This window comes from Micromonospora sp. NBC_00389, from assembly GCF_036059255.1.
Taxonomy (GTDB): Bacteria; Actinomycetota; Actinomycetes; order Mycobacteriales; family Micromonosporaceae; genus Micromonospora.
In genome coordinates, this window is record NZ_CP107947.1 from 4086948 (window position 1) to 4108827 (window position 21880).

A 21880-nucleotide genomic window follows, 5' to 3' on the forward strand; every position below is an offset into this window, starting at 1 on the left:
AGGTGACGGAGGGCGTGAGGTCTCCTACAACTTCCCGGACGAAGGATCCGCCGGAGCGATGGTCACCGGATGATGAGGCCTCGCCGCGCACCTCGGCCCGGGCCACCCGCGCCGTCAGCTCGTGCAACGGGGGAAGAAACTCGTGCAGCGGCGGGTCGATCAGGCGGATCGTCACCAGCAGCCCGTCCATCGCGGTCAGGATCTCCACGAAGTCGGCCCGCTGCAACGGCAGCAACGCGTCCAAGGCGTCGGTCACCTCGCCCGGCCCGTCCGCCAGGATCAGCCGTTCCACCAGCTCCCGACGCTCGCCGAGGAACATGTGCTCGGTGCGGCACAGGCCGATGCCGGTGGCGCCGAACCGCCGGGCCCGCCGGGCGTCCGCGCCGGTGTCCGCGTTGGCCCGTACGCCCAGCCGGCGCACCGCGTCGGCGTGCCCGAGCAGCCGGTGCACCGCCGCGACCAGCGGGTCGGCCTGCGGCGCCAGGTCACCGGCGAGGTAGCGGGCGACCGGGGAGGGCTGCACCTGCACCTCGCCCGGGTAGACCCGACCGGTGGTCCCGTCGATCGAGATCACCTCGCCGGCCCGCACGACCCGGTCGCCGACGATGAACTCGCCGCGCTCGGAGTCGATCCGCAGCGCGTCCGCGCCGCAGACGCAGGTACGCCCCATGCCCCGGGCCACCACGGCGGCGTGTGAGGTCTTGCCGCCGCGCGAGGTGAGCACTCCCGCCGCGGCGATCATGCCGGGCAGGTCATCCGGGTTGGTCTCCCGCCGCACCAGGATCACCGGCCCGTCGGCCGTTGCCGCCGTGGCTGAGTCGAAGACCACCCGGCCCACGGCGGCGCCGGGCGAGGCACCGAGGCCGACGGCCAGGCGGGCGCGCCGGCCAGGTCGAACGCGCGGAACATCAGCTGGGCCAGTTGGGCGCCGCTCACCCGGTGCAGGGCCTCGTCCAGCGTGATCAGCCCCTCGTCGACCAGCTGCGCGGCGATCACGAACGCCGCCGCGGCGGTCCGCTTGCCCACCCGGGTCTGCAACATCCAGAGCCGACCCCGCTCGATGGTGAACTCGATGTCGCACAGGTCCCGGTAGTGCCGCTCCAGCGTCGCCATGATCTCGACGAGCCGGCGGTAGCTCACCGGGTCGGTGTGCGCCAGCTCGGGCAGGCCGACGGTGTTGCGGATGCCGGCCACCACGTCCTCACCCTGGGCGTTGGTGAGGTAGTCGCCGTAGATGCCGCGAGTGCCGGTGGCCGGATCGCGGGTGAACGCCACCCCGGTGCCGGAGTCCGGGCCGAGGTTGCCGAAGACCATCGCCATGACGTTGACCGCCGTGCCGAGGTCGTCCGGGATGTGCTCCTGGCGGCGGTACAACCGCGCCCGCTCGGAGTTCCACGACTCGAACACCGACCGGATGGCCAGGTAGAGCTGCTCGTGCGGGGCCTGCGGGAACTCGTGCCCGACCTGCGCGGCGAAGATCTTCTTGTACGTCTGCACCAGGTCGCGTAGCTGTTCGGCGTTCGGCCCGGCCGGCCCGGCCGTCGCACGCAGCGCCTCGAGCTCCCGCTCGAACTCCTCCGCCGGTAGCCCGTGCACCGTACGGCCGAACATCTGGATCAACCGCCGGTACGAGTCCCAGGCGAAGCGGGTGTCGCCGCTGTGCGTGGCCAGACCGCCGACGGTGGTGTCGTTGAGCCCGATGTCCAGGACCGTCTCCATCATCCCGGGCATCGAGTACCGGCCACCGGAGCGGACCGCCAGCAGCAGCGGGTTGTGCGGGTCGCCGAGCCGCCGGTCCAGCCGCGCCTCCACGTCGCGCAGGTGTGCGTTGACCTCCGTGAAGAGCCCGTCCGGGGGCGCCCCGGTCTTCAGGTACTCCCGGCAGGCGTCGGTGCTGATGGTGAAGCCCGGCGGCACCGGCAGCCCCAGCTGGGTCATCTCGCTCAGGTTCGCACCCTTGCCCGTTACCTTTCACTAAGTGCGTGTTTGAGAAGGCCCAATATGGACGGTGTGGCGGCGTGACGATGGCCGCCGGGGCGGGCAGGGTGTCCGGGTGTCGTCGCCTCGTCGTGGATACCCGTCGGACCTGACCGATGCCCAGTGGGCGTTGATCGAAGGGTTGTTGCCGGAGCCCAGCACGGACGGGCGGCGGGAGAAGCATCCTCGTCGGGAGATCGTCAACGCGATCTTGTACGTGGTCCGCTCGGGGTGTCCGTGGCGGTACCTGCCGGCGGATCTGCCGCCGTGGCAGACGGTGTACTGGTACTTCGTGCGCTGGGAAGACGCCGGTGTGACCGAGAACCTGCTGGCCACGCTGCGGGTCAAGGCGCGGGTGCAGGACGGGCGGAATCCGGAGCCCTCGGCGGGGATCATCGACTCGCAGTCAGTGAAGGGCGCCGACACCGTCGGGCGGCAGACGCGTGGCTACGACGCGGGTAAGAAGGTCAACGGCAGGAAACGGTTCATCATCACCGATACCGCCGGGCTGTTGGTCACCGTGGCGGTGATGGCGGCGTCGTGGCAGGACCGCGACGGCGCGAAGATCGCCCTGCTCAGCGCTTATCTGGCCACCCCGATCCGGCACGTCTTCGCCGACCAGGGCTTCGCGGGCCGTCTCGTCGACTGGACCCGTGACACCTTGAAGATCACGCTGGAGATCGTGCGGAAGCCCGCTGACCAGCGGGGCTTCGCCGTGCACCCGCGCAGGTGGGTCGTGGAGCGGACCCTGGCATGGCTCACCGCCTGCCGCCGGCTGGCCCGCGATTACGAACGCCACCCTGAAATCTCCGAAGGCATCGTCAGGTGGGCCGCCATCGCCGGCATGACCCGCCGCATCACTCGCGGCCGGCCAGCCCGACGGCAGGCAAAGCGCACCTTCATCTGGACCTGATCAAGTCCTCTCAAACACGCTCTAAGCACTTGACAGCGCGTGATCGGCAGCCGTCCGTTGCCGGACGACGTTGACCGGATGGACCGGTCTAGACGCTTCGCGGCCCACTGCCCTGCCTGCGGGCGCAGGTCTTACGGGTCTTACATAGGCTCCACGTCCTGTTTTTGCGTCGCCCGGCAACTCCAGGTCGACGTGCCGCACGAGTGCGGCGAGTTTCCGTGCGGCGTTGACGTCCCGGTCGAGGGACAGGCCACACGCGGTGCAGTCGAACGTGCGCTCGGCCAGCGACAGCTTGGGTTTCACCGTCTGGCAGCCAGAGCAGGTCTTGGAACTGGGGTACCACCGGTCAGCGATGTGTAGCGTGGCGCCGTACCAGCCAGCCTTGTAAGCCAGGTGCCGGCGCAGCGTCGCCGGGGCGGCGTCTGTCAGGGACCGGGCCAGCTTGCGGTTGCGGACCATTGCGGCCACATGCAGGTCCTCGACCACGACGGTGTCGAACTGCTGCGCGAGGCGGGTGGTGAGCTGGTGCCAGGAATCGGCACGGACGGCATGCGCGGTGCCGTGCAGCCGGGCCACCGTCGCCTGCGCCCGGCGCCACCGGTTCGACGGGGTTCGTTTCCGCTTGGCCACCGGTTCGTACGGTCCGACCTTGCGTGCGGCGCGGCGCTGCGCCTTGGCGAGCTTCTTCAACGCGGCTTTGAACGGCGCCGGGTTCGGCACCATCTCACCGGTGGATAGCACCGCCAGGCGCTTGATCCCGACGTCCACCCCGACGACCCGCCCGGAGCGCGGCGCGTGCGTCGGGCGTCCGACGGTGCGCCGCGCGGCGACCTGGAACGAGCAGAACCATCGCCCGGCGGCCTCGGTGATCGTCGCGGACAGGATCTTCGCGGTACCGGCCTGTACCCGCCGGGACAGTTTGCGGGTTGACTCGTGGCTGCGGATACGGCCCAGCCGGGGCAGCACCACATGCCGGTTGTCCGGGTCGAGACGGATCGCGCCGGTGGTGAACCGGGCCGACCGGCGGGCGTGCTTACGCTTGGGCCGGGGCCAACCCATCCGGCGGCCCTTACGGGCGCCGGTGCGCGAGGCGTGCCAGTTACCCAACGCGGCGGACAGGTTCGCCAGCCCGGTGTTGAACGCCTCCTTCGAGCACTCATGCCACCACGGCGCGACCCACTGCTTGGCCTCGTTCCAGGTGCGTCGCAGGTCCGGCAATGACCAGCCCTGCCACGGCGTCAGGTCCGCCTCGGCCACGCCGTACGAAACCTCGGCGGCGCGTTGCGCCTTCACCGCGGAGGTCCGACGCAGCATGTGGTTGTACGCGAACCGGGCCGCACCGGTGTTGCGGCGCAGACCGCCCACCTGCGCCTCCGTGGGGTCGAGTGCGAACTTGTACGCGTGCACGGCCCACCCGGCCGGCGGTTCGTACCGCTTCACGGCTCATCCTGGGCTGTTGCCGTGGCAACCGCGCGGCGGGCCCGGTTCGCCGCTGCGCGGCGGCCGTACAACCGGGCGCAAAGGCTGGTCAGGATTTCCGTGACGTCGCGGACCAGGTCGTCATCAACCTCGGCCGGGTCGGCGACCAGGAGCCGGCGTCCCTGCGCAGCCAGCGCAGCCTCGACGTATTCGGCGCCGAACCGGGCGAACCGGTCCCGATGCTCCACCACGATGGTCGCCACGGCCGGGTCACGCAACAGGGCGAGGAACTTCTTGAGGTGCCCGTTCAGGGCGGACCCGACCTCGGTCACCACCCGGGAAATAGTCATGCCTTGGCCCGTGGCCCACGCAGTGACCCGTGCCACCTGACGATCCAGGTCGGCCTTCTGATCAGCCGACGACACCCGGGCGTACACCACCACTACCCCTGCCGGGGCCGGGGCAGGGGGCGATTCCACCAGGATCAACCCGCCGACCCGCCGAGCAGGCACGGGTAGCTTGCCCTCCCGGAACCAGCGATACGCCGTCACCGGGTGGACCCCTTCCCGCTTCGCCCACTCTTTCAAGTTCACAGTCGCATACTATCGCGCACTCCCAAGTCCACTGTTGGCGACCCCCAGCAGGTCGGCTCTGCCCCGGTCACCCTCGATGAAGTCGTAGACGTACTTGGGCATGGCTCCGGCCTCCACTTCCGTTGCCGCACGGACCTTTGCATCTATTGGTACCAATGCGTCAGGGCGTGGCGGCAGGGCCGGACGGTACGGCCGGCGGGCCAGAGGTCCCGGCCCGGCACCTCCGCCGCGTATCCTCGCCCGATGACCTCCGACGTGCGGCTACGCCCGGTCCGCGAGGACGATCTCGTGGAGTTCTTCCTGTACCAGCAGGATCCGGAGGCCAACCGGATGGCCGCTTTCGTCGCCGCGGACCCGTCCGACCACCGCGAGTTCGCCCGGCACTGGGCACGGGTGCTCACCGACCCGGCGATCGTGGTCCGCACCGTCGAGGCCGACGGCGAGGTGGTCGGCTACGTCACCGCCTTCCCGGACGGTGACCGCACCGAGGTCAGCTACTGGATCGACCGGGCCCGCTGGGGTCGGGGCGACGCCACGGCGGCCCTGGCCGCCCTGCTGCGCGAGCTGCCCCGGCCGGTGCACGCCCGCGCCGCCAAGGACAACGCCGCGTCCCTCGCGGTGCTGCGCAAGTGCGGCTTCGTGGTGGTCGGCGAGGACTCGGGGTACGCCAACGGCCGGGGCATCGATGTCGAGGAGTGGCTGCTGGAGCTGCCCGCCGACGACTCTGACCTGGGCGGGCACTAGTCTCGCGTGGTGAACTGGTTGGATCTGGTCGGCTGGGCCGGCTCCGCGGTGCTGGTCTGGTCGCTGCTGCAGTCGCGCATCCTGCGGCTGCGCGCGCTCAACCTCGTCGGCTGCCTCGTGCTGATCGGCTACAACGGCGCACTCGAGGTCTGGCCCATGGTCGGGCTCAACATCGTCCTCGCGGTGATCAACATCTGGTATCTGCGCGGGATGCTCGCCACCCGGCACGACGAACAGACCTACCAGGTCGTCGAGGTCGGCGTCGGCGACCAGTTCCTGGCACACACGCTGCGGGTGCACGCACCGGACATCGCCCGCTTCAACCCCGACTTCCACTGGGACCCGGACGCCGCCGGCCACTCCGCGTTTCTGGTGGTCAGGGCAGATGAGGTGGTCGGGGTGGTGCTGTCGCACGCCGAGACGCCCGGGGTCGCCCAGATCGACCTGGACTACGTGACCCCGAAGTTCCGCGACTTCACCCCCGGCGAGTTCGTCTACCGGCGCAGCCGCCTCTTCACCGAACGGGGCTTCCACCGGGTGGTCAGCCCGCCCGGGATGGTCGCCCCCTACTACCACCGGCTCGGCTTCCGCCCGGAGGGCGACTCGTACGTCCTCGACCTGCCCGCGTCACCGGCGGCCGAATCGGCATAGCGTCGCCAGCGGAGGATTCGGCTGGCGCCGCACGGGGCACAGACACGCGTACGCCGGGCGGGGCTGCCGACCGGCTGGCACCGCGCGGAGCGGCCGGTGCCACCACGACGAGGGAGCGAGCCAGGCGTGCAGAGCTACGGGAGCCAACTGGCCCTGGTCGGAATTCTGGTCGTCATCAACGCGCTCTTCGCCGGCAGTGAGATGGCCCTGGTGTCGCTGCGGGACAGCCAGATCCAGCGGTTGGAGCGCACCAGCCGGGCCGGGCGGGTGCTGGCCCACCTCGCCAAGGACCCGAACCGTTTCCTGGCGACCATTCAGATCGGCATCACCCTGGCCGGCTTCCTGGCCTCCGCCGCCGCGGCGGTCTCACTGGCCAAGCCCCTGGTGCCGCTGCTCGGGATGTTCGGGAGCGCCGCCGAGACGGTGGCGATCGTGGCGGTCACCCTCGCGTTGACCTTCGTCACGCTGGTCTTCGGTGAGCTGGCCCCCAAGCGGATCGCCATGCAGTCGGCCGAGCGGTGGGCGCTGCTGGTGGCCCGGCCGCTCGATGTGCTCGCCACTCTCACCCGCCCGGCCGTCTGGGCGCTCGGCGCCACCAGCGACCTGGTGGTCCGCCTGTTCGGGCTCAACCCGAAGCACCAGCCGGAGGAGATCGGCCCGGACGAGCTGCGGGACATCGTCGCCGGCAACCACGGCTTCACCAAGGAGCAGCGCACCATCATCGCTGGCGCCGTGGAGATCGCCGACCGGCGGTTGCGGGCGGTCCTCGTACCCCGGTTGCAGGTTTTCACGCTCGACAGCGGAACCACCGCGGAGGCCGCGCGGCTGGTGCTGGCCGCCACCGGGCACTCCCGGGCACCGGTGGTGCGCCACGGCGGCCTGGACGACACGGCCGGCGTGATCCACCTGCGCGACCTGGTGGGGGTGCCCGACGACCGGCGGGTCGACGAGATCGCCCGCCCCCCGATGTTGCTGCCCGACTCGCTGCCGGTGGTGGACGCGCTGCGCCAGTTCAAGGCCGAGCGCCAGCAGATCGCGCTGGTGGTCGACGAGCGCGGCGCCGTCGACGGCATCGTGACGTTGGAGGACATCCTGGAGGAGATCGTCGGAGAGATCTACGACGAGACCGACCGGGACGTGAACTCGGTGCGCCGCGACCCGGACGGCGCGCTGGTGCTGCCCGGCACCTTCCCGGTGCACGACCTGACGGACATCGGCGTCGAGCTGCCGTCGCGGCCGGCCGGCGACTACACCACCGTCGCCGGGCTGGTGCTGGCCCGCCTCGGGCACATCCCCACCGTCGCGGGGGAGGACGTCACCCTGGACGGGTGGGTGCTGATGGTGACCGGTATCGACCACCGGGCGATCACCGAGGTACGGCTGAGCCGGGTCCCCGATGAGACCGACGCCGATCGGGACGCCGAGCCGGTGCTGGACGAGGCCCGCGGCTGACCCGAGGGTTCCGCCGCCGGGTGTGCCTGCTCAGGCGGGGGAGAGGTTCTGCAACCGGACCTGACCGCGGGCGATCAGCCGCTGGTCGGCATCGGTGATCTCCACCTGCCAGAGCTGCTGGCTGCGGCCCCGGTGCACCGGGGTGCCGACCGCGGTCAGCTCGCCGTCCCGGACGGCCCGCAGGAAGTCGGTCTGGTTCGACACCCCGACGACCGTGCCCCGGTCGGCCAGCCAGAGCGAGCCGCCCACGCTGGCGGCGGTCTCCACCACCGAGCAGTACACCCCGCCGTGCTGGATGCCGAACGGCTGGTGCAGCTCCGGCCGGACCCGCCAGCTGATGACCACCCGGTCGGCGGTCGCCTCCTCGAACTTCAGGCCGAGCAGGGCGACAAAGCCACCTGTCAGGTCCGGCATCTCCACGGTAAAGCCTCCTCGATCAACTGGCCGCCAGCCTAACTGGGGCGGCTTGCGCCAAACCCGGTACGGGTCGATGCCGGCGATGGGGGAGAATCGGTGACCGTGACCGACAGCAGCCTCCCGCCCCCCGGGCGGGCCTCCCTGACCGACGACCTGCTCTGGCGTGGCCTGATCCAGGACTCGACCGGCCTCGACGAGCTGCGCGAGCTGCTCGACGGCGGGGGTGCCGCCACCTTCTATGTGGGCTTCGACCCCACCGCGCAGAGCCTGCACGTCGGCTCGCTCATGCAGGTCATCACGGCCCGTCGGCTGCAACTCGCGGGTCACCGCCCGTTGCTGCTGGTGGGCGGGGCGACCGGCCAGATCGGTGACCCGAAGGAGAGCGCCGAGCGGACGCTCAACCCGCCCGAGGTGATCGCCGGCTGGGTCGAGGGGATCCGCGACCAGCTCGCGCCCTTCGTGTCGTACACGGGCGAGAACGCGGCGCAGCTGGTGAACAACCTGGACTGGACCGGCGAGATGTCGGTGGTCGAGTTCCTCCGCGACGTGGGCAAGCACTTCCCGGTGAACAAGATGCTCGCTCGGGAGGTGGTGCGTGCCCGGCTGGAGATCGGCATCAGCTTCACCGAGTTCAGCTACCAGCTGTTGCAGGCCAACGACTTCTTCGAGTTGCACCGCCGGCATGGCTGCCAGCTTCAGTTCGGCGGCTCCGACCAGTGGGGCAACATCACCGCCGGCGTCGACTACGTGCGCCGGCGTGGCGCCGGGCCGGTGCAGGCGTTCACCACGCCGCTGGTCACGAAGTCCGACGGTACGAAGTTCGGCAAGACCGAGGGCGGCACCGTCTGGCTCGACCCGTCGATGACCAGCCCGTACGCCTTCTACCAGTTCTGGCTCAACGTCGAGGACGGGGAGGTCGACCGCTACCTGCGGTACTTCAGCTTCCGGTCGCGCGAGGAGTTGGAGGAGTTGGCGAAGGCGACCGCCGAACGGCCGGCGGCCCGGCTGGCGCAGCGCGCGCTCGCCGAGGAGCTCACCACCCTGGTGCACGGGCCTGAGGAGGCCCGGCAGGCGATCGCCGCCAGCCAGGCACTGTTCGGCCGGGGCTCGCTGGACGACCTGGCCCCGGAGACGCTGCGCGCGGCGCTGACCGAGGCCGGCCTGGTGCGACTCGCCGGCGAGCTGCCGGACGTGGCGGGCCTGCTGCGGGACTCCGGGCTGGTGCCCAGCCTCAAGGAGGGCCGGCGGGTGATCGCCGAGGGTGGCGCCTACGTCAACAACAACCGGGTGACCGAGGTGGACGCCGTGGTGTCACCGGCCGACCTGCTGCACGGGCGGTACCTGGTGCTGCGCCGCGGCAAGCGCTCCTTCGCGGGCGTTGAGCTGGGCGGATAGTCATCGGTCGACGATGTGACGGGGGACGCGTCCGGCGGATTTGACGATCACTCCGCCGGACGCGTAACTTTCTCTCTGCCAGCGCGGAACGGACGAAACAGGCGAAAGCCTGAAACGGCCGGAGCGCGGCAACGGCCTCGGGGTCGGGCGGGTTCGCCCACCGGATCCCGAACCGGGCGGTGCCCCAGATTCGCCGCGAGGCGGATTTGGTGAGGCGGAACCGACCGGGTAAGGTTGGCAAGCGGCAGGGAAACGGGCGAGTTCGCGGGAAACCGCAACGGCCGGCCTGCCGACCCCGTGACGAGAGCGGCGCAAGCCGGTCGAGACATGGTGCCCGCAATACGGAGTGAAGCACGACGGACCGCGAAACGGCGGTTTGACACGGCGGAAACCGGCGGGTAACGTAGTAAGAGTGCCTAGCGCGATTGAGCGCTGGGGATGCGGTAAAAATGCCCCGAGAGGGTGCTCCACTGAGTGGGGCTTCTGGTCGGTGTGTGGTTGTTCTTTGAGAACTCAACAGGGTGCTTGAAAAGCCAGTGCCAATTATGATTTATACCCCGGACTGGTCGGGCTTTATGTCTGGCTGGTTGGGATTCCTTTGGCAACATTGTTTGTTGTCAGGATGCTGTTCGACAAGTTTTTGTTGGAGAGTTTGATCCTGGCTCAGGACGAACGCTGGCGGCGTGCTTAACACATGCAAGTCGAGCGGAAAGGCCCTTCGGGGTACTCGAGCGGCGAACGGGTGAGTAACACGTGAGCAACCTGCCCCAGGCTTTGGGATAACCCTCGGAAACGGGGGCTAATACCGAATATGACTTGGCCTCGCATGAGGTTGGGTGGAAAGTTTTTCGGCTTGGGATGGGCTCGCGGCCTATCAGCTTGTTGGTGGGGTAATGGCCTACCAAGGCGACGACGGGTAGCCGGCCTGAGAGGGCGACCGGCCACACTGGGACTGAGACACGGCCCAGACTCCTACGGGAGGCAGCAGTGGGGAATATTGCACAATGGGCGGAAGCCTGATGCAGCGACGCCGCGTGAGGGATGACGGCCTTCGGGTTGTAAACCTCTTTCAGCAGGGACGAAGCGAGAGTGACGGTACCTGCAGAAGAAGCACCGGCCAACTACGTGCCAGCAGCCGCGGTAAGACGTAGGGTGCGAGCGTTGTCCGGATTTATTGGGCGTAAAGAGCTCGTAGGCGGCTTGTCGCGTCGACCGTGAAAACTTGGGGCTCAACCCCAAGCCTGCGGTCGATACGGGCAGGCTAGAGTTCGGTAGGGGAGACTGGAATTCCTGGTGTAGCGGTGAAATGCGCAGATATCAGGAGGAACACCGGTGGCGAAGGCGGGTCTCTGGGCCGATACTGACGCTGAGGAGCGAAAGCGTGGGGAGCGAACAGGATTAGATACCCTGGTAGTCCACGCTGTAAACGTTGGGCGCTAGGTGTGGGGGGCCTCTCCGGTTCCCTGTGCCGCAGCTAACGCATTAAGCGCCCCGCCTGGGGAGTACGGCCGCAAGGCTAAAACTCAAAGGAATTGACGGGGGCCCGCACAAGCGGCGGAGCATGCGGATTAATTCGATGCAACGCGAAGAACCTTACCTGGGTTTGACATGGCCGCAAAACTCGCAGAGATGTGAGGTCCTTCGGGGGCGGTCACAGGTGGTGCATGGCTGTCGTCAGCTCGTGTCGTGAGATGTTGGGTTAAGTCCCGCAACGAGCGCAACCCTCGTTCGATGTTGCCAGCGCGTTATGGCGGGGACTCATCGAAGACTGCCGGGGTCAACTCGGAGGAAGGTGGGGATGACGTCAAGTCATCATGCCCCTTATGTCCAGGGCTTCACGCATGCTACAATGGCCGGTACAATGGGCTGCGATACCGTGAGGTGGAGCGAATCCCAAAAAGCCGGTCTCAGTTCGGATCGGGGTCTGCAACTCGACCCCGTGAAGTCGGAGTCGCTAGTAATCGCAGATCAGCAACGCTGCGGTGAATACGTTCCCGGGCCTTGTACACACCGCCCGTCACGTCACGAAAGTCGGCAACACCCGAAGCCGGTGGCCCAACCCCTTGTGGGAGGGAGCTGTCGAAGGTGGGGCTGGCGATTGGGACGAAGTCGTAACAAGGTAGCCGTACCGGAAGGTGCGGCTGGATCACCTCCTTTCTAAGGAGCACCTTCACCTGAAAGGGTGCAAGGAGCCCGCGGCCCGCGTATGTCGGGTCGGGGTGCTCAGATGGCGGAGACACTGGCGAGTTTTCCTCTGGCAACGGCCGGAACAACCTAGTACAGCCACCCTTTCGGGGGTGGTGGGAACGGATTGTGCTGGTGCGGCTGGAGAAGAATGCAGAGCACCCTGTTGGGTCCTGAAAGAACAACCATTGGTTGTTTCTTTCGGAGCCTTGTGTGGAGCGTGAGCGCTTCATGGGCTGCCAGGCATGGCCTGGTCTCACATACCGCCGATTGTGATCGGGTTTGGTGTGGGGCTAAAGGGTTGTGGGTTGGTCGTTTGTTGAGAATTGCACAGTGGACGCGAGCATCTTTGTGGTCAAGTTGTCAAGGGCGAACGGTGAATGCCTTGGCACCAGGAGCCGATGAAGGACGTGGGAGGCCGCGATAGGCCTGGGGGAGCTGTCAACCAAGCTGTGATCCCAGGGTGTCCGAATGGGGAAACCTGGCTGGAGTCATGTCCAGTCACCCACACCTGAACACATAGGGTGTGTGGAGGGAACGCGGGGAAGTGAAACATCTCAGTACCCGTAGGAAGAGAAAACAATTTAGTGATTCCGTGAGTAGTGGCGAGCGAAAGCGGATCGAGGCTAAACCGGCTGCGTGTGATACCTGTCAGGGGTTGCGTGGTTGGGGTTGTGGGACCCTGCTGAACAAGCTGACACTTGTTCGAGAAGTTACAAAGTCAGTGGCTAGTCGAACAGTCTGGAATGGCTGACCGTAGACGGTGAAAGTCCGGTAGGTGAAAGTTGCTGACCTTCTGTGGGTGTTCCCGAGTAGCGGCGGACCCCTGAAATCTGCCGTGAATCTGCCAGGACCACCTGGTAAGCCTAAATACTTCCTGGTGACCGATAGCGGACAAGTACCGTGAGGGAATGGTGAAAAGTACCCCGGGAGGGGAGTGAAATAGTACCTGAAACCGTTCGCCTACAATCCGTCGGAGCCTTGCGGGGTGACGGCGTGCCTTTTGAAGAATGAGCCTGCGAGTTAGTGGCATGTGGCGAGGTTAACCCGTGAGGGGGAGCCGTAGCGAAAGCGAGTCTGAATAGGGCGATTCAGTCGCGTGTCCTAGACCCGAAGCGGAGTGATCTAGCCATGGGCAGGCTGAAGCGCGGGTAAGACCGCGTGGAGGGCCGAACCCACCAACGTTGAAAAGTTGGGGGATGACCTGTGGTTAGGGGTGAAAGGCCAATCAAACTCCGTGATAGCTGGTTCTCCCCGAAATGCATTTAGGTGCAGCGTCGCGTGTTTCTTGCCGGAGGTAGAGCACTGGATGGTCTAGGGGGCCCACAAGCTTACCGAAATCAGCCAAACTCCGAATGCCGGTAAGTGAGAGCGCGGCAGTGAGACTGCGGGGGATAAGCTTCGTAGTCGAGAGGGAAACAGCCCAGATCACCAGCTAAGGCCCCTAAGCGTGTGCTAAGTGGAAAAGGATGTGGGGTCGCATAGACAACCAGGAGGTTGGCTTAGAAGCAGCCACCCTTTAAAGAGTGCGTAATAGCTCACTGGTCAAGTGGTTCCGCGCCGACAATGTAGCGGGGCTCAAGCACACCGCCGAAGCTGTGGCATTCACATTTTAACCTCGCTTGGACTTGATTCCTTGTGCAGGTGTGTGGATGGGTAGGGGAGCGTCGTGCCGCGAGTGAAGCAGCGGGGTGACCCAGTTGTGGACGCGGCACGAGTGAGAATGCAGGCATGAGTAGCGAAAGAAGGGTGAGAAACCCTTCCGCCGGATGACCAAGGGTTCCAGGGCCAGGCTAATCCGCCCTGGGTGAGTCGGGACCTAAGGCGAGGCCGAGAGGCGTAGTCGATGGACAACGGGTTGATATTCCCGTACCCGCGAAAGAGCGTCCCTGACGAACCTCGTTGTGCTAACCACCCAAACCGGCTGCGACCTTCGGGTCAATGTTGGGGAGCGTGGGAACCTGACGGGTAGTAGTCAAGCGATGGGGTGACGCAGGAAGGTAGCTGAGCCCGGCCGGTGGTTGTGCCGGGGTAAGCGTGTAGGCCGTGTTGTAGGCAAATCCGCAATACATGAAGGCTGAGACGTGATGCCGAGCCGATTCAGGTGAAGTCAGTGATCCTATGCTGCCGAGAAAAGCCTCTAGCGAGTTCTTAGCGGCCCGTACCCCAAACCGACACAGGTGGTCAGGTAGAGAATACCGAGGCGATCGGGCGAACTGTGGTTAAGGAACTCGGCAAATTGCCCCCGTAACTTAGGGAGAAGGGGGGCCGGAGACGTGAAGCCCCACGCGGGTGGAGCGTTGTATGGCCGCAGAGAGCAGGGGGAAGCGACTGTTTACTAAAAACACAGGTCCATGCGAAGAAGTAATTCGATGTATATGGACTGACGCCTGCCCGGTGCTGGAACGTTAAGGGGACCTGTTAGCTCTTCGGGGCGAAGCGGAGAACTTAAGCGCCAGTAAACGGCGGTGGTAACTATAACCATCCTAAGGTAGCGAAATTCCTTGTCGGGTAAGTTCCGACCTGCACGAATGGCGTAACGACTTCCCCACTGTCTCAACCACAGGCCCGGCGAAATTGCAGTACGAGTAAAGATGCTCGTTACGCGCGGCAGGACGGAAAGACCCCGGGACCTTTACTATAGCTTGACATTGGTACTCGAATTAGCTTGTGTAGGATAGGTGGGAGCCGGTGAAACCTATACGCCAGTATGGGTGGAGGCAATCTTGAAATACCACTCTGGTTGATTTGGGTATCTAACTTCGGACCGTTATCCGGTTCAGGGACAGTGTCTGGTGGGTAGTTTAACTGGGGCGGTTGCCTCCTAAAAGGTAACGGAGGCGCCCAAAGGTTCCCTCATCCTGGTTGGCAATCAGGTGTTGAGTGCAAGTACACAAGGGAGCTTGACTGTGAGACTGACAGGTCGAGCAGGGACGAAAGTCGGGACTAGTGATCCGGCACTTGCGAGTGGAAGCGGTGTCGCTCAACGGATAAAAGGTACCCCGGGGATAACAGGCTGATCTTCCCCAAGAGTCCATATCGACGGGATGGTTTGGCACCTCGATGTCGGCTCGTCGCATCCTGGGGCTGTAGCAGGTCCCAAGGGTTGGGCTGTTCGCCCATTAAAGCGGTACGCGAGCTGGGTTTAGAACGTCGTGAGACAGTTCGGTCCCTATCCGCCGTGCGCGTAGGATACTTGAGAAGGGCTGTCCCTAGTACGAGAGGACCGGGACGGACGAACCTCTGGTGTGCCAGTTGTCCTGCCAAGGGCACGGCTGGTTAGCTACGTTCGGAAGGGATAACCGCTGAAAGCATCTAAGCGGGAAGCCTGCTTCAAGATGAGGTATCCCACCCCACTTTGTGGGGGTAAGGCCCCCAGCTAGACGACTGGGTTGATAGGCCGGAAATGTAAGCCCGGTAACGGGTTCAGTTGACCGGTACTAATAGGCCGAGGACTTGACTACTAAGCTGCTACGCGTCCACTGTGCAACTCTCGATAAACGAACAACAGACCACATGTGTGGTGTTGTTTGACATGTCGATAGAGTTACGGCGGTCATGGCGGAGGGGAAACGCCCGGTCACATTCCGAACCCGGAAGCTAAGCCCTCCAGCGCCGATGGTACTGCACTCGTGAGGGTGTGGGAGAGTAGGACACCGCCGGACAATCTTCCAGTCGAGGGCCGCCCCATCCGGGTCGGCCCTCGACTGCGTAGCGCCATTGGTGGCGCAATCAGGAAGGATGTACCTGTGAGTTCAGGACCGCAGGGCGGAGACCGTCCCCGTCGCTACGAAGACCGTACTGACGGCCCGGGTGGGCGCGACCGCGGCCCGCGCCGCGAGGACCGCGACCGTCCCCCGTACCGGGGAGACCGGGACAGCAGCGCTGGCGGCACCCGAGGCGGATACGCCGGCGGCCGCGACGGTGGCTCCCGTGGCGGTGACCGTGATGGTTCCCGGTCGAGCGCGCCTCGTGAGGGCGGCTTCCGTGGTGGCGACCGCGACGGCTCCCGCTCGAGCGCTCCGCGTGAGGGTGGCTTCCGCGGTGGCGACCGTGACGGCTCGCGTTCTGGCGCGCCTCGTGAGGGTGGCTTCCGTGGCGGTGACCGTCGTGAAGGCGGTTTCCGTGGTGGCGACCGTGACGGCTCGCGCTCCGGCGCGCCTCGTGAAGGCGGCTTCCGTGGCGGTGACCGTGATGGTTCCCGGTCGAGCGCGCCCCGTGAGGGTGGCTTCCGTGGTGGTGACCGTCGTGAAGGCGGTTTCCGTGGTGGCGACCGTGACGGCTCGCGTTCTGGCGCGCCTCGTGAGGGTGGCTTCCGTGGCGGTGACCGTCGTGAAGGCGGTTTCCGTGGTGGCGACCGTGACGGCTCGCGCTCCGGCGCGCCTCGTGAAGGCGGCTTCCGCGGTGGGGACCGTCGTGAAGGCGGCTATCAGGGTGGTGGTGACCGCACCCGTTCCGGCCCGTCCCGTGAGGGCGGTTTCCGCGGCGGCGACCGCGAGGGTGGTTTCCGCGGTGGTGACCGTCGTGAGGGCGGCTTCCGCGGCGGCGACCGCGAGGGTGGTTTCCGCGGCGGCGACCGTGACGGTTCCCGGCCGAGTGCTCCACGTGAGGGCGGCTACCGGGGCGGTGACCGCGAGGGCGGTTTCCGTGGCGGCGAGCGTCGCGAGGGTGGCTTCCGGCCCGGTGCTCCGCGTGAGGGCGGCGGTTTCCGCGGTGGCGACCGTGATGGTTCGCGTTCGGGTGCTCCGCGTGAGGGCGGTTTCCGCGGCGGCGACCGCGAGGGTGGTTTCCGTGGTGGTGACCGTCGTGAAGGCGGTTTCCGTGGCGGCGACCGTGATGGTTCGCGTTCGGGTGCTCCCCGTGAGGGCGGCTTCCGCGGCGGCGACCGCGAGGGTGGTTTCCGTGGTGGTGACCGTCGTGAAGGCGGCTTCCGTGGCGGCGACCGCGACGGCTCGCGTTCGGGTGCTCCCCGTGAGGGCGGCTTCCGCGGCGGCGACCGCGAGGGTGGTTTCCGCGGTGGCGACCGTCGTGAAGGCGGTGCGCCGCGTGAGGGTGGCGGTTTCCGCGGTGGCGACCGTCGTGAAGGCGGTGCGCCCCGTGAGGGTGGCGGTTTCCGTGGCGGTGACCGTCGTGAGGGCGGCTACCGCGGCGACCGTGACGGTTCCCGGCCGAGCGCTCCGCGTGAGGGCGGTTTCCGCGGCGGCGATCGCGACGGTGCGCGTTCTGGCGCGCCACGTGAGGGCGGCTTCCGTGGTGGCGACCGTCGTGAAGGCGGCTACCGCGGCGACCGTGACGGTTCCCGGCCGAGCGCTCCGCGTGAGGGTGGCTTCCGCGGCGGCGATCGCGACGGTGCGCGCTCTGGCGCGCCACGTGAGGGTGGCTTCCGGGGTGGTGACCGCGAAGGCGGCTTCCGCGGTGGCGACCGTCGTGAGGGCGGCTACCGCGGTGGCGACCGTGAGGGTGCTTCCCGGGCTGATGACCGGCCGCGTCGCGAGGGGGAGTTCCGCCGCGACGACCGCGGCGCGGCCTCCGAGTCGTTCGAGGGCGGGCGCAGTTCGGCCCCGGCGTTGCCGGACGAGATCGTCGCGACCGACCTGGACAAGGACGTTCGCGCTGAGCTGCTCTCGCTGAACAAGCCGGTCGCCGAGACAGTGGCCCGGCACCTGGTCGCCACCGGTCAGCTGATCGACGAGGACCCCGCCGAGGCGCTGGCGCACGCGCTGGCCGCCCGGCGGCTCGCGTCGCGCATCTCCTCCGTCCGTGAGGCGGTCGGCCTGGCCGCTTACCACGCGGGGGAGTGGCAGACGGCGATCGCCGAGCTGCGCACGTACCACCGGATGACCGGGTTGCAGAGTCACCTGGCCGTGCTCGCGGACTGCGAGCGCGCCCTGGGTCGGGCGGAGCGGGCCATCGACCTGTTCCGCGGCGCCGACCGGGAGAAGCTGGACCAGGCCGTCGCGATCGAGCTGCTGATCGTCGCCGCGGGCGCCCGGGGCGACCTCGGGCAGAAGGACGCCGCGGTGGCGATGCTCCAGGTCCCGGACCTCACGAGCGAAGCCACCGTGCCGTGGACCGCCCGGCTGCGCTATGCGTACGCCGACGCGCTGCTCGCGGTGGGCCGGCGCGAGGAGGCCCGCGAGTGGTTCTCCCGCGCCGCCGACGTGGACACCGAGGGCGAGACCGACGCCGCGGAGCGGCTGCTGGAGCTCGACGGCGTGGTCATCGAGGGTGACGACGAGGACGAACCGGCCGAGGACATCGCCGCTGGCCCGGGCACTCCCGGTGCGGTGCCGGCCCGACCGGACACCGACCTGGCCGCTGGTGACGCCGACGAGGACGACGACGAAGACCTCGACGACGACGACGACGAAGACGAAGACGACGAAGACCTCGACGACGACGACGACGACGAAGACGACGACGAAGACGACGACGACGACGAAGACGACGACGAAGACGACGACGAAGACGACGACGACGAAGACGACGACGAAGACGAAGACGAAGACGACGACGACGACGAAGACGACGACGACGAAGACGACGACGACGAAGACGACGAAGACGACGACGAAGACGACGAAGACGACGAAGACGAGGATCGCCACCCGGGCGAGAGCGCCGAGGCGGACACCGCTGGCGAGCGGGCAGTGGCGGCCGGCGACGGCGACGCGGTGAACACCGACCGGACTGCTCCGGCCCGGGGCGACGAGTCGGAGTCGACGCAGCGGTGAGCGCGGACGCCGGGGAGCGGCTGATCGACGGGTACACCCTGGTCGTCTTCGACCTGGACGGGGTGATCTACCTGATCGACCGGCCGATCCCCGGCGCCGTCGAGGCGGTGGCCCGGCTGCACGCCGAGGGACGGGCGGTGGCGTACGCCACCAACAACGCCTCGCGCCGGTCCAGTGACGTCGCCGACCTGCTGACCCGGATGGGTGTGCCGGCCCGGCCGGAGGAGGTTCTCACCTCCGCAGCGGCCTCGGCGGAGCTGCTGCGCGACCGGCTGCCCGCCGGCGCGCCGGTGCTGGTCGTCGGCGCTGAGGCGTTGCGCGCCGAGCTGCGCGCGGTCGGGCTGACCCCGGTCTCCCGGGCGGACGAGAAGCCGGCTGCGGTGGTTCAGGGCTACGGTCCGCAGGTCGGCTGGGCCGATCTGGCCGAGGCTTCGGTTGCCGTGCGGGCCGGCGCGATCTGGATCGCCACCAACACCGACCGGACCCTGCCCAGCGGCCGGGGACCGCTGCCGGGCAACGGCGCGCTGGTCGCTGCGCTGCGTACCGCGCTGGAGCGAGACCCGGACGTGGTGGTCGGCAAGCCGGAGTCGGCGCTGTTCGAGACCGCCGCCCGGCGCAGTGACGGCGGCCGGGCCCTGGTCGTCGGCGACCGGCTGGACACCGATATCGAGGGTGCCCGCCGTGCCGGGTTGGACAGCCTGCTCGTGCTCACCGGAGTCAGCGGCGTACCCGACCTGCTCGCCGCCGAGCCGAAGCGCCGTCCGACGTACGTGGCGCGGGACCTGGCGGGGCTCTTCGACCCGGCTGCGGCGGTGCGGGTCCCGGGTCCGGCGGACGCCGGTGGCTGGTCGGTGAGCGAGCACGACGGCACGCTGGAGTTGGGCGGCTCGGGTCGGCCTCTGGACGCGCTGGCGGCGCTCTGCGCGGCGGTCTGGTCGGCCCCGACGCCTCCGCGGATCCGTCCCGGGGGCAACGACGCGGGCCGCGCGCTGGAGAGCTTCGGTCTGCCCACGGACGGGTGACCCCGACCCTGGTCGTCTGGGCGACCGGCGTCGGCCGACGCCAGGTACCCGGCGGGGCCGGCGCTCGTCAGAGCAGCTTGCGCAGTTTCATCAGGTCGAAGGGGTTGGCCTTGATCGACACTCGGCGGGAGGCCACCGCGCCGGTGACGTCCAGGTCGCCGCGCACCAGGGCGAGCAGGTCGTCGCTGGACGTGCTTAGAGCGATCTTGGCTTTGGGGTCGTCGCCGTCGGTCAGCTCGAGCAGCCGGCCGTCGCTGATCCGGCCGTGGAACGCGGTGTCCAGGTCGGTGATCCGGCAGGCGAGCGTCCGGTCCAGGTCGATCCGTTCGCGGACCGTGTCGGCGTTGTGATCCAGCCGGGCGGCCAGCTCCTGCAATGCCTGTCGGCACTCGTCCACGCTGGCCACGTCTCCCCCTCGCTGATCGCCACGCCGTCCCCGGCACCGTACCGCACAGGACAGTCCGGGGTGCCCGGTAGCGTGACACCTGCACACCCCGCCCCGCGGAAGGACTCAGGCATGCAGGACGCGTGGCGCGCCTATCTCGAACTGGCCATGGGCCTGGCGGAGGCGCCCCGGAAGAAGGCCCAGGACGTGGCGCGTCGCCTCGTCGGCTCGGGCGGCGCGACCGCCGCCCAACTGCAGGCTCTCGGTGAGGAGCTGGTCACCACCGGCGCCGCCAACCGGGAGGCGCTGACCAAGATTGTCCGCTTCGAGGTCGACCGGGCTCTCGGCGCGGTCGGCCTGGCCACCGCGGACGAGGTGGCGGAGCTGACCCGACGGGTGCGCGACCTGGAACGGCAGTTGCGCGAGGCGCGGGGCGCCGAGCCGGCCATCGCGCCGCCCGCCGCTCCCACCCCGCAGGCCGCGCCGCCGGACGCCGGTCTGGTGCCGTCGGACGGCCCAGCGGGCGCCCCGGTCTCCGCGCCGGTGGCCAAGAAGGCGGTCGCGAAGAAGGCCGTGGCGAAGAAGGCGGTGGCCAAGAAGGCCATCGCGAGAAAGCCGCCGGCGACGATCAGCCGGACCAGCGACGAGGCCCCGACGCCGTCGGACATGCCGGCCAAGAAGGCGGTCCGCAAGCGGCGGCCGGACGTCACCCCGTGAACGTCGCGCCGACCTGCCGGAGCCCTCGGTGACCGGCGACGACCGCCCAGGCCCGCCGTCCGACGCCCGCCCGGGCCCGCCGCCGGGCATCCGGCCTGGTTCGCCGCCGGGTATCCGGCCCGGTCCGCCGGCGGGCGGGGCGTTCGCCGTCCGGCCGAGCCCGCCGTACGGGGCCGGCCCGGGCCCGCAGCCGGACGTCGGGGACGACACGGCGCGGCACCCGGCCGTTGACGCCGCCGTGCAGGCGATGGCCAACGCGGCGACGCTCGCCCCGGCCGACCAGATCGCGCAGTACGAGGCGGCCTACGAGACGCTGCGGGAAACCCTCGCCACCATCGACCAGACCTGAGCGGGACCACCAGGCCTGAGCAGACCGGAGAACCACCCATGGCACGTCGCAACCGGCTGGACGCCGAACTCGTCCGCCGCGGTCTGGCCCGTTCCCGCGAACAGGCCGCCGCGCTGGTGGAGGCCGGCCGGGTCCAGCTGCGGGGGGTGCCCGCGCGGAAGGCCGCCGCGATGGTCGACCCCGCCGATCCGCTGCTGGTCACCGGCGCCAACCCGACCGAGGAGTACGTCTCCCGGGGCGGGCACAAGCTCGCCGGTGCGCTGGCCGTGTTCGCGCGCGGTGGGCTGAGCGTCGCCGGCAGGCGCTGCCTGGACGCCGGCGCGTCGACCGGTGGCTTCACCGACGTGCTGTTGCGCGCCGGGGCCGCGGAGGTGGTGGCCGTGGACGTCGGCTACGGGCAGCTCGCCTGGTCGCTGCGCACCGACGAGCGGGTCCGGGTCCTGGAACGCACCAATGTCCGTACGCTCGATCCTGACGCGATCGACGGGCCGGTCGACCTCACGGTGGCCGACCTGTCGTTCATCTCGCTGCGGCTGGTGCTGCCGGCGCTGGCCGGCTGCACCCGCGATGACGGCGACCTGGCGTTGATGGTGAAGCCCCAGTTCGAGGTGGGCAAGGAGCGGGTCGGCGCCGGTGGTGTGGTCCGCGATCCGGCGCTGCGCGCCGAGGCGGTGCTCGACGTGGCCGCCGCGGCGGCGCAACTCGGCCTCGGCCTGGCCGACGTGGCGGCGAGCCCGCTGCCCGGGCCGAGCGGCAACGTGGAGTTCTTCGTATGGTTGCGCCGGGGTGCACCACCGGCCGACCCGGAGCGGGTGCGGACCGTGGTGGCAGCCGGGCCGGACGGCCCGACGACGGCCGGCGAGGCGCCGGCCGCGGCGGCGGAGGAGGTCGCAGGGTGAACGCGTGCAGCAGCGAGGGCTCCGGCACG

The 21880-nt window shown here is 68.4% G+C and carries 14 protein-coding genes, 3 rRNA genes and 2 pseudogenes; 13 read left to right on the forward strand and 6 right to left on the reverse strand.

The genetic code is table 11. The features are described 5' to 3' along the window. Positions 1-79: 79 nt before the first annotated feature. Positions 80-1962, reverse strand: a pseudogene (locus OG470_RS19425) (PEP/pyruvate-binding domain-containing protein); the annotation flags it as partial. 91 nt (positions 1963-2053) lie between these two features. On the opposite strand from OG470_RS19425, the gene OG470_RS19430 reads away from it, so the two are divergent. After that, positions 2054-2890: an IS5 family transposase gene (locus OG470_RS19430; RefSeq protein WP_328414211.1), complete on the forward strand. Its 837-nt coding sequence runs from the start codon at positions 2054-2056 to the stop codon at positions 2888-2890. Between the two features lie 21 nt (positions 2891-2911). On the opposite strand, the gene tnpB is transcribed toward OG470_RS19430, so the two are convergent. Both tnpB and OG470_RS19440 read right to left on the reverse strand, forming a co-directional pair. Continuing rightward, entirely contained in the window at positions 2912-4330 is a 1419-nt protein-coding gene (gene tnpB, locus OG470_RS19435) for an IS607 family element RNA-guided endonuclease TnpB (RefSeq protein ID WP_328414212.1), read from the reverse strand. Then, positions 4327-4902, reverse strand: a complete 576-nt coding sequence (locus OG470_RS19440; RefSeq protein ID WP_328414214.1) for an IS607 family transposase — start codon at positions 4900-4902, stop codon at positions 4327-4329. The genes tnpB and OG470_RS19440 overlap by 4 nt, the downstream gene beginning before the upstream one ends. Positions 4903-5145: 243 nt before the next feature. Here OG470_RS19440 and OG470_RS19445 point away from each other — a divergent pair, with 243 nt between their 5' ends. The 3 genes from OG470_RS19445 to OG470_RS19455 all read left to right on the forward strand — a co-directional run bounded on the left by OG470_RS19445 (position 5146) and on the right by OG470_RS19455 (position 7749). Further along, positions 5146-5646 (forward strand): GNAT family N-acetyltransferase, encoded by a 501-nt coding sequence (locus OG470_RS19445; protein WP_328414216.1) that lies wholly within the window; start codon positions 5146-5148, stop codon positions 5644-5646. A 9-nt stretch (positions 5647-5655) separates the two neighbouring features. Further along, on the forward strand, positions 5656-6297 hold the full coding sequence (locus OG470_RS19450; protein ID WP_328414218.1) for a hypothetical protein: 642 nt from the start codon (positions 5656-5658) through the stop codon (positions 6295-6297). Between the two features lie 126 nt (positions 6298-6423). Beyond that, complete coding sequence (locus OG470_RS19455; RefSeq protein ID WP_328414220.1) at positions 6424-7749, forward strand: hemolysin family protein; 1326 nt, start codon at positions 6424-6426, stop codon at positions 7747-7749. A gap of 30 nt (positions 7750-7779) precedes the next feature. Here OG470_RS19455 and OG470_RS19460 read toward each other — a convergent pair whose 3' ends face one another. Next, positions 7780-8163, reverse strand: coding sequence for a PaaI family thioesterase (locus tag OG470_RS19460; RefSeq protein ID WP_328426472.1), 384 nt, complete (start codon positions 8161-8163; stop codon positions 7780-7782). A 105-nt stretch (positions 8164-8268) separates the two neighbouring features. Here OG470_RS19460 and tyrS point away from each other — a divergent pair, with 105 nt between their 5' ends. The 4 genes from tyrS (at position 8269) to rrf (ending at position 15410) form a co-directional block, all read left to right on the forward strand. Then, entirely contained in the window at positions 8269-9561 is a 1293-nt protein-coding gene (gene tyrS, locus OG470_RS19465; protein ID WP_328426474.1) for a tyrosine--tRNA ligase, read from the forward strand. Positions 9562-10201: 640 nt separating this feature from the next. Beyond that, positions 10202-11718, forward strand: a 16S ribosomal RNA gene (locus OG470_RS19470). Positions 11719-12098: 380 nt separating this feature from the next. Next, positions 12099-15209, forward strand: a 23S ribosomal RNA gene (locus OG470_RS19475). Between the two features lie 84 nt (positions 15210-15293). After that, positions 15294-15410, forward strand: a 5S ribosomal RNA gene (gene rrf / locus OG470_RS19480). Together the 16S, 23S and 5S rRNA genes form the textbook arrangement of a ribosomal RNA operon. A 90-nt stretch (positions 15411-15500) precedes the next feature. Here the strand turns inward: rrf and OG470_RS19485 are convergent. Continuing rightward, positions 15501-17408: a hypothetical protein gene (locus tag OG470_RS19485; protein ID WP_328414222.1), complete on the reverse strand. Its 1908-nt coding sequence runs from the start codon at positions 17406-17408 to the stop codon at positions 15501-15503. Between OG470_RS19485 and OG470_RS37265 the strand changes: the two are divergent. Both OG470_RS37265 and OG470_RS19495 read left to right on the forward strand, forming a co-directional pair. Then, positions 17397-18033: pseudogene (locus OG470_RS37265) on the forward strand (hypothetical protein); the annotation flags it as partial. The gene OG470_RS19485 and the pseudogene OG470_RS37265 sit on opposite strands and share 12 nt — an antisense overlap. A gap of 442 nt (positions 18034-18475) precedes the next feature. Beyond that, on the forward strand, positions 18476-19501 hold the full coding sequence (locus OG470_RS19495; protein WP_328414224.1) for an HAD-IIA family hydrolase: 1026 nt from the start codon (positions 18476-18478) through the stop codon (positions 19499-19501). A gap of 67 nt (positions 19502-19568) precedes the next feature. Here the strand turns inward: OG470_RS19495 and OG470_RS19500 are convergent, their stop codons facing one another. Further along, on the reverse strand, positions 19569-19907 hold the full coding sequence (locus OG470_RS19500) for an SCP2 sterol-binding domain-containing protein (RefSeq protein ID WP_328414227.1): 339 nt from the start codon (positions 19905-19907) through the stop codon (positions 19569-19571). A gap of 111 nt (positions 19908-20018) precedes the next feature. Here OG470_RS19500 and OG470_RS19505 point away from each other — a divergent pair, with 111 nt between their 5' ends. Genes OG470_RS19505 through OG470_RS19515 form a run of 3 tightly spaced genes read left to right on the forward strand, consistent with a single transcriptional unit; the run spans position 20019 to position 21851 of the window. Beyond that, the gene (locus tag OG470_RS19505; protein ID WP_328414229.1) at positions 20019-20603 is read left to right on the forward strand and encodes a phasin family protein; all 585 of its coding nucleotides are present in this window, start codon (positions 20019-20021) and stop codon (positions 20601-20603) included. A 28-nt stretch (positions 20604-20631) separates the two neighbouring features. Further along, positions 20632-20952 (forward strand): hypothetical protein, encoded by a 321-nt coding sequence (locus OG470_RS19510; RefSeq protein ID WP_328414231.1) that lies wholly within the window; start codon positions 20632-20634, stop codon positions 20950-20952. A gap of 38 nt (positions 20953-20990) precedes the next feature. Beyond that, complete coding sequence (locus tag OG470_RS19515) at positions 20991-21851, forward strand: TlyA family RNA methyltransferase (protein WP_328414232.1); 861 nt, start codon at positions 20991-20993, stop codon at positions 21849-21851. The last annotated feature ends 29 nt before the right edge of the window (positions 21852-21880 follow it).